The sequence below is a fragment of the Candidatus Cloacimonadota bacterium genome (assembly GCA_034661015.1).
In the GTDB taxonomy this organism is placed as follows: domain Bacteria; phylum Cloacimonadota; class Cloacimonadia; order JGIOTU-2; family JGIOTU-2; genus JAYEKN01.
Map to the genome: position 1 here is coordinate 1 of JAYEKN010000246.1, position 9,689 is coordinate 9,689.

3 protein-coding genes are annotated in these 9,689 nt (G+C 37.1%); all 3 read left to right on the forward strand.

Features of this window, described 5'->3' with window-relative positions; genetic code table 11:
* A partial coding sequence (locus tag U9P79_09060) for a PKD domain-containing protein (GenBank protein MEA2104769.1) occupies positions 1 to 787 on the forward strand: 787 nt, incomplete at its 5' end.
* Between the two features lie 13 nt (positions 788 to 800).
* Complete coding sequence (locus tag U9P79_09065; protein ID MEA2104770.1) at positions 801 to 2,903, forward strand: PorV/PorQ family protein; 2,103 nt, start codon at positions 801 to 803, stop codon at positions 2,901 to 2,903.
* Complete coding sequence (locus tag U9P79_09070) at positions 2,904 to 9,281, forward strand: PKD domain-containing protein (protein MEA2104771.1); 6,378 nt, start codon at positions 2,904 to 2,906, stop codon at positions 9,279 to 9,281.
* The last annotated feature ends 408 nt before the right edge of the window (positions 9,282 to 9,689 follow it).

Sequence of the window (9,689 nt, forward strand, 5' to 3'; positions counted from 1 at the left end):
TTCCCCCACAACAGGATCTGCCCCGCTTGAAGTTCATTTCGCTGATCTGTCATACTCAACAATGAAAAACATCAATAGCTGGAATTGGGATTTCGGAGACGGAAGTTCCAGCATTGAACAGAATCCAATTTATACATATCAAAATAATGGAGCTTATTCAATCACACTTGAGATCGGGGATGATCTCGGTAATACTGATATTGAAACTAAAAATAATTATATAGTTGTAGGGACTCTTCCGAACGCGGATTTTAGCGCAAATCCAACCAATGGGGATTATCCTTTGTATGTTCAATTTACCGATTTATCTACTGCCGGAGATGGTTCCATCGTTTCATATGAATGGAATTTTGGTGATAGCACTAATCTATCAAGTCAGCAAAATCCTATTCACAGATACAAAAACGGAGGTAATTTTTCCGTATCCCTAAAAATTACAGATGAATATGGTTTGATCTCCGAAATAACCAAAAATAATTATATAACCGTGAATGTACCCCAATCTTATGTCTATCCAAACCCATTTAAAAATCAAGTGGGAAAGATCACTTTTAAATTTACAGGTGAAGATATAAATTATGAAGAAACAACAATAAAAATTTATGATGTTTCCAGCCGATTAATCAAAACCATTGATACAATCATTCCTGATGGTGATTTGTATAAAGGGGAATGGACTATAAAACAAGATAAATCTGAAGATGACGTAGATAACGGAGTTTATTATTATTCCGTTGTAACAGGTAGTAATATAATTATTACTGATATATTTGCAATATTAAGGTAAAAAGGTGGCATGAATGTTTATTAAAAAGATTATAATCATTTCAATTTTGTTTCTATTTTTAGCAGGTTATGTCCAGTCCGATAATAGCAATCAAACTGCGGGTGCATTTTTACGTATTGGACCCGGAGCTCGTCCCTTGGGAATGGGTAAATCTTATGTGGCTATTGCAAACGATGTGATGGGAACATACTGGAATCCGGCAGGTATGGCTTTTCTACGCGGAACTCAAGTCGGATTTTTTTATATGCCACGCGCAATACAACTAAAATATATGTATGCTACATTTGTGCAAAACATCGGATCACTGGGGACTTTTGGAGTATCAATGACCGCCTTAAACAGTTCCGACATTCAGGGGAGAGATGAAAACGAAGTACTCACTGATCTTTTTATTGATTCGGAAACAGCCATCTCTTTTTCTTATGGTATGGCTCCGGCTCAAAATCTTGCAGTTGGATTGAACGCAAAACTTATTATGAACAGCCTCGAAGCCCATAAGGGATCCGGCATGGGTTTCGATGCCGGCTTTCAATACCGACCTTATCCATTTTTTGCCTTTGGTTTCAAAGCACAAGATGTTTTTTCAAGCATCACTTGGGATACTCAAAGCGCCAGAAAAGAAACTATCCCGATGGTTCTTACTCCCGGGGTGGCTTTAACTTTCAAAAGAATAACTCTATCCTGCGATTATGAGCTTTTCCGGGGTGAGGGAGAAATTCATGCCGGTGGAGAACTGCGTCTTTTCAATTTTCTGAGTATCCGATTGGGTTATGACGGAGAATCAATGACCTTTGGGCTCAATCTAAATAGTCATCTTCCAATGAGAGGAAGCATTCTTAGAACAGATTATTGCAGCACGCAGGATGCTGTTACCCAAAATGGATTAAATGGATTTTCTTTAGCTTTTTCAATTTCAAAAGCAAATGCTCCAAATCGCCCTCCTATCGCTATCCCTGGTGAAAATAAATCGGCAAAGATCGGTGAAGTCGTAAGCATTATCGGTGCAGGAAAAGACGAAGATAAAGACGACACAATTCAAAATTATTCATGGCGACAGATTGCAGGATCGCCGGTAGAAATTTCCGATTATTCCAATTCGACCATCTCCTTTACTCCAGCAGAAATCGGAACTTATATATTTGATCTGCAAGTCGGTGATGGAAAAGTAAAAAGCGAACCGGAAAAAGTTACGATAGAAGTAGCAAGTGAAAATGCCCTTAATACGGAAAATTTCCCTTTTGGAGAAAAAAAATTAAGTTGGAAGGGCTCGCATTCAAATGCCGAATGTATTATCGTGGAAGATTCTACAATGTCAAAACGAGGGAGCTATGTAGGGCATTTCAATAATATTGGAGCAAAAGTATTTGAGTCTGCAACTATAGGAGAAAGTCGAGATGATTTTTCGGTTTCTGCCAAATTTTATCTCGAAAAACCATGGAACAATGACTTAGTTTATAGGGGTTTTGTAATTCGAGCGGAAAATGTTGAAGGCGAAATTTCAAAAAGCAAATCAGTAAAAGCCTACAGATATGCATTCGTAAGGGATGGAAGACAAATTAAATTAGATTATTTCACGGATTCTTGGCATGATATAAAAACCTTTCAAAAAGGAAAGGATTATATTTTGAATAACTCAAATTGGCACACGCTCAGAATTACACTAATCGGAAATAAATTTTATCCTTCGGTTGATGGAAATCTTTTGCCGGGAAGTCCTTATGCGGATGATAATAGTACTTTTACGAATGGCTATGTTGGGATTTGCCAATATCTAAAATCAGGAAACCGCAGCAACTCATGCGTTTTTGATGATTTTATCATCACCGAGCCAAATCAACCACCTACTTCCAATGCGGGTAAAGATGCTATGGCTTATGCAAATCAGGAAATAACTTTGGATGGAAGCGGCACAGATCCGGAAAACGCTTTCCTTACTTATAAATGGAAACAGATTTCCGGTCCAACCGTAACACTTTCAGACAATACGGCTGCAAAACCAACTTTCGAGCCTTCCAAAAGCGGAATATACAAATTCCAACTTATTGTAAATGATGGTAAGGATAGTAGTTTGCCTTCCAAAGTAACTGTTTTAATGCGAAATATCAGAAAAAAATAAATGAAACAAAATCAAAAAATATCATTTCTAAATTGGAGCAAAAAATCCAAAATCAAGATCATTTTTTTAAATGTTCTTGCTATTCTTATTTTCTCTCTTATTTATTGGCAACCAGCCTACGCAACCCATTTTGTTGCTCATGATAGTACAGAATATTCTATGCAAATTATTATTCCTTCGGGTGTTCCTACAATTGACGATGAGCCTCTTGTCATCGGCGACGAAATTGCTGTTTTCACCCAAAATGATTCTTGTGCGGGTATGATAGTTTGGGGAGGAACCACAGATACTCTAATTGCGTGGGGAAATACCATTGGGGATTCTGTTTTCATGCAAGGAGAAAATATAAGATATCGGTTATGGAGCCAATCTGCTGATGTGGAAGTAGCCGCCTTTGCCACTGAATCCTCCGGCGTTTCAATTTTCTATAATAATACAGTTACTGTCTTAAGTTCTTTGGACGGTTACAATACTTTTTTCAGCCTTAATCCGGGAATCAATCCAGACACCGCCCCTTACATGACAATCGTTGCCGGTTATTCAAATGTGCTTATTATCGGAAATAATATGGAGGTCGGAGATGAGATTGCAGTTTTTACCGAAAATGATATTTGTGCCGGTATTTTTCAATACACAGGTTCTTCCGGAAATATCCTTTTCAGAGCATATGGTAGTATGCCCGGTTTTTTTGAGGGCGAAAAATTAAATTTTCGCATGTGGGATTATTCAACCGGCATAGAATATTTGGGTGAACATATTATCGTTACCGCTGATGAAGGGTCGCTTTTTTATTATGATGGTATTACAACTGTGTTGAATCAATTGGAAGCAATTTCAGTCAGCTGGAAAATACTTGGCGATGTTACCGGAACTGTTACCGGAACTCATCCGGATAGCGTTTCAAATATGATAGTGATCAACACAACTCCCCCAAACCAATGGACACCGGATAATAGTTTCGTAATAGAAGCCTCATATATAAATTCCAATGTGATCCATGATTCTGTCTACATTGCCGGCATGGAGCAGATCGGCTTCACCACTCAAGAAATTCCGGATTATTGGGTTGGCAATACTGCTTTTTGGGATTTTAGCACATCGTCCATAAGTTGCAACAGCGATTCATATAATTTCATAATTATTTCTCAATATGAATCCCAACCACTTCCCGAGGAAACTGAAATTCATTTAACAATTATTAACGGCTCAATCCCGAATGGAACGATTGGAATGTGGGCAAATGATGCTACTTGTCAGAATCTTATCGCTTATCCTCGCACTCCGCCTGATTCGATAAAATACTTTTGCAATATTGATACAACCGAAATAAATGTGATCATGCAGGATAATGTAATGGCTCATGATATGGTTGATAATAACCACAATGGACTAACTGATGAAATCGGGGAAGGTATTGACCTTGCCAGACCTTTTGTGTATTATTTTAATGGTATATCATTTATTGATTACGAATTTAAAAATATTGTTGAAAATGACACAACTTATTTGGCAATATCATATCAAAATAATTTCAACGAGGGACGCTATAAGATTGATCTGTATGCTTACGATATTTGCGGCTTACAAACAAAATTATATTCCATTGATCCACCGGATACATTACCCGATATCATTACTTTCTATTCCGATATCGAATCGCCACATGCAGATTCTGTAATCATTAAAAATAAGATGGGAACTTCAATAAACAGTTTTTCCATTTCAGAAAATCTTCTTGTTGAAGATTCATTAGGCATCGGCGAGGTTATGCTCAAACTCCAAGATCCGCTAATCGAAACACCTGAAAGCAGCTGGATCGGTTCTGGTGCTGATGTAAATTCAGCCGACATTTATCATGCTGATTCTTTAATGAGTTCAAGAATTAGAATTTGGCATGATGGTGTCCCGATTTCAAACGGCGAGCAAATATTTGATTCAACTTATATAAATAACGGATATATCGTTTTCCAATTTCCAAACACAACTCAAACCGGAAATTATATAATCAAATATATGTGCCTTGACAGAGTTGGAAATGTTACCGGAACTTTGGAAAAAGTAATTGATTACCACTATTTAATTAGTCAGGATTTTATAGAACCCCAAAACGAAGATTCCCTTCTCACTAGTTTAGCAACAGCCACCCAACCGGAATTATCCGGCCATATCTGGACGGATGAGAACTATTATCCCGAACTCAACCATGTTACTTTTCAATGGGCTTACGATTCCAATCACGACAGTTTACCTGATGGAAATTTCTGGTATAATGATTTTATAGATGAACCGACCATTTCCTTAAATCCCCATAACGATGTTGTTTCTACAGTTTTTCGAATAAAAGAAGTTCCCTTATACACAGAACATTTTATCGTCAAAATGAAAGCATTCAATGAATATGGAAGTTCGCTTGCAGATACACACGGTATCCGGATAATTGACGATTTGGCTCCGATTGCTGCGATTGCGAATCCACAAGATTCTATTTATAATAAAATTACATTTCCGCAAATTATTAACGGCTCAATCACATATAATGATTTACCTAATCCCGATATTCTAAACGTCCAGCTTCAGTGTAAATATTTCACAGCAACCCAATGGCAAAATATTGAAAATCCTATCACCTATTTTGCCACACCGGACACATTTAGTTATGAGATTCAACCTTTTGATTTTTTCGACGAATATTTTACAATGGGTTCGGGTGAGTATCAAATCCGTGCTCTTGCAAAAGATGTATTTGGTAATATTTCTTATGATGACACGCCTATAACTTCAGTTCAAATAGATACTTCAGTTGTTGGTCCCATTGCCGTTTTTTCCGAGAGTAATAAAATCGGATTTGCCCCGTTAGAAGTTGATTTTCAAGATCTCTCTTTAACAGATTCTTCACCCATAATTTCTTGGCTTTGGGATTTTGGAGATGGTGGCTCTAGTAATATCCAAAATCCTACCCATGAATTCACCTACGTAGATTCCTTTGAAGTAACTTTGATCGTAGAAACAGCGAATAATGCAGATACAACGGTGAGTTTTGTGAAAATTATCGAACCCACTTTTGTTCCCGAATATACACTTTATACAAGCAATCCATATTCCCCCATGATCTTAAATGTTGTTTCGGCAAAATTTTATGGCATTGATCTTGAATTTGGTGATGAATTAGGAATTTATGACAGTACTTTGTGCGTTGGAACCGGTGTAATAGATAGAACTTTAACAAATGAAAATATTTTATCTATGCGTGCTTCCGCCGACAATCCCGACATACCGCAAATTGATGGTTTCATTTCGGGAAATGAAATAATTTATAAAATCTATGATGCAAGTTCGGACAGTATTTACACCCCAAATGTAAAATATTATAATAGTAATTGGGACACAATTCCGGGCATATTTCAAATGCAAGAAAATATCTTTGCAGATGTTGGCTATAGAAATTTCAAAACGGCTTATACAGGGAATCCATATTTACCCGCAAGCATCTTCGTTCAATCTGCAACCTTCAACGAAAACGATCTTCAATTTGGTGATGAAATAGGAGTTTTTGATGGAGAAGTTTGCGTTGGAACTGCCTTAATTCATACTGCATTCTCACCTTCCAACCCGCTCTCTATCACAATTTCTGCGGATAACCCTTATACAACTGAAAAAGATGGTTTTACTCTCGGTCAGCCAATCCAATTTAAAATTTGGGATTATGATGAAGAAAAAGAATATACGGCATCCGCTGATTTTTGGAGCATTCCCGGAGTGCAAACACAGGGGATTTTTGTAAGTAATAATATTTACGTGGATATATTTAGCACAATTGAGCAAAACATCGAACTCTTCACCGGCTGGAATCTTACATCGTTTAATATTTTCCCAGCAGATATTGATCTTGATTCAATCGTTGATACGATAAAACCAAATCTGAACAAAATTTTCGATGAACAAGGAAACCTCTTTTACTATAATTCGTGGAATTCAGAATGGGTGAATAATATCGGCAATATAACTGAGGCTGAGGGATATTATATCAGTATGAACGGAAGTGATTCCCTGAACATTATCGGCTCGAGAGTTTCGCTGCCTGTTACCGACACACTACTAACCGGCTGGAACATCTTGGGTTACCCGTTCTACAAAAAAATTGACGCTTTGCAAATCCTTGATCCTCTTATCCAATCAAATAATCTAAAAAATGTTATTGATGAAGCAGGACAATCTATCTTCTTTTGGAACGGTGCCTGGGTAAATGGGATCGGAAAAATGGAACCCGGTGAAGCATATTATACAGAAGTTTCTGAAAACTGTGAATTTGATTTTTCTTACAGTTTTAGCGAGTCAGCAGGTCAGCAGGTCAGCAGGTCAGCGAGTCAGCAGGTCAGCAGGTCAGCAGCCATAATCCCATCGCACAATCGCTCAGCCGCCCTGTCTCATTTTTCCATTGTCTATCCGGGAAACCCCTATCTTCCGATGAATATTAATATTTTAGATATTGCTTCCCCATCAATTGAAATCACAGAAGGTGATGAGATCGGAATTTTTGACGGTGAAATTTGTGTAGGTGCGAACATTGTACCTGATTCAGTAAATTCGAGCAATATTCTTTCCGTGATTGCTTCAGCCGACAATCCAAACACAACCGAAATTGATGGATTTATTGCAGGAAATCCGATTACTTTAAAATATTGGGATAAAAGTTCTGGAATATATGAATATGATTCTGAATTAATTTTTTGGGATTCTCCCGGAGTTAGCGGGGATTCGGTTTTTGCGCAACAAGGAATAATTTTTACAGAAGTTACTTTAGCCACTTTTCCTAATAATTCCGCCATTTACTCCGGAACCGTAAGTGTGTTTGGTGTAACCGGTAGCGTGGGTGATACTATCAAAGTATTCGATCCTGCTCGAAATCTCTGCGGTTTAAAAATTCTCACAGAAGATGGTTATTACGATTCTCTCGCTGTAACAAATGCAGCTCCCGGAGAAAAAGTTATTTTCGATTATTACGATGTTTCAGCAGAAATGATGTTCTTAAACGTTGCCACAGATTCTGTTTGGATTCCCGGAACCATTGACACGGTGAACATAGACATCGTTTCCGAAAGCGACACCCTCCTAATGCAAATGGGATGGAATCTTATTTCTTTTGACATTTTATTCGTGGAAGATTCTCCGGACTCAGTTTTTAAAATTCTTATTGATGATAGCAAATTAGAATGTGTAAAAGGATTCGATCCGCTTGGTCAAATTCACGGACAGGGAGCAAATAATTCGATTACTTTTATAGATTCATTACCACCGGGAATCAACACCTTGAATCATATTCAGCCCGGATTTGCATATTGGGTAAAATTGAATGAAGGTTATAACTTCTACCCCCAAGGATTACAACTTGATCCGGAAATGCCGCTTTTTTTATCTGCAGGATGGAATTTAATCGGTTATCTTCCTCAACAACAAATGAACCCTGAATCCGCTCTGATGGAACTCGGAGAAAACCTGATTACTGCCAAAGGATTTGATCCTGAAGGAATCACGCATGGGCAAAAGGTAGATGGGGCAATCGTTTACAATCCGTCTCTTCCACCGGAATTTAATACAATTAATTTCCTCCAAAATGGTTTTGGCTACTGGTATAAAATTAATTATGATGACACACTCATTTATAATGCCCTAAGAAATAATCGAAAATCAATTAATTTAACCCCAACCGAGAAACAAATTATAACCCAAATGGATCTCCAAACGAAAACTCGCAGAATCTCTTTTGAAAATCAAGTGGTATTCACCCCGTATTCTGAAATGTATTATGGTGAATTTCAAGATGCTAAAATCGGCGATATCGTGCTTGCTTATGATGCCGATAGCGTGATGTGTGGATTCTTTACCGTTAATCATGAAGACAAATTCGGTGCAATGGCAGTTTATGGCGATGACCCGTTTACAAAAAGTGATGAAGGTCTCACCAGTGGAGATGAGGTTTTCTTCAAACTTTGGTCTTGGGAACAAGATAAAATATTTGATATTATACCTCAGGATTTATATTGGCAAAATGGTGGAATGGTTGAACTTAGTCTCAAAAAAATGCCGGAAAATCAGCTTCCCACAGAGTTAAAACTGCACAACTCATTTCCGAATCCTTTTCAATCTTCCACAAATATCAAATTTCAAATTCCCCAAACTGCAAAAGTGGACTTGAAAATCTATAATATTAGAGGACAGTTGGTAAAAACACTAATGAACGACGAAATTGAACCGGGCTTTTATGCAATCGAATGGAACGGAACAGATAAATACAAACATAAAGTTGGGAATGGTGTTTATTTCTACAAACTCCAAACCACGAATAAACAATTTGTAAAAAAACTTATATTGTTGCGATAATTATCATGAAATTAGAAATGGAAATAAAAATTTGGAGTAAAATATCCGTGATATTTTATTTAATCTATAAAATTGGGAGTAAAATATCCGCCTGGCTCGTGAAATGCTTTTATCTGTTTTATTTATCCCGTGAAATGATTTTATCTTTTTTATTTCACTGGGATTTCACAGGGGTGATATTTTATTTAATCTTCCCAAAATTTGGAGTAAAATATCCGTGATATTTTATTTAATCTTCTCGAAATTTGGAGTAAAATACCCGTGATATTTTATTTAATCTATCAAAATTTGATAGTTAATAAATGGAGATTCATCTTAATATGAAAAAAAACATAGTTCTATCCTTCATATTTATTGCTATATTGCTGATAAATACCGAAGTCTATGCAGACGGTCCATTTGATCCAG

What these genes read in the sequence shown, in the direction of transcription:
- U9P79_09065 (MEA2104770.1), top strand. Translation starts at nt 801, where the DNA reads ATGTTTATTAAAAAGATTATAATCATTTCAATTTTGTTTCTATTTTTA.
- U9P79_09070 (MEA2104771.1), top strand. Translation starts at nt 2,904, where the DNA reads ATGAAACAAAATCAAAAAATATCATTTCTAAATTGGAGCAAAAAATCC.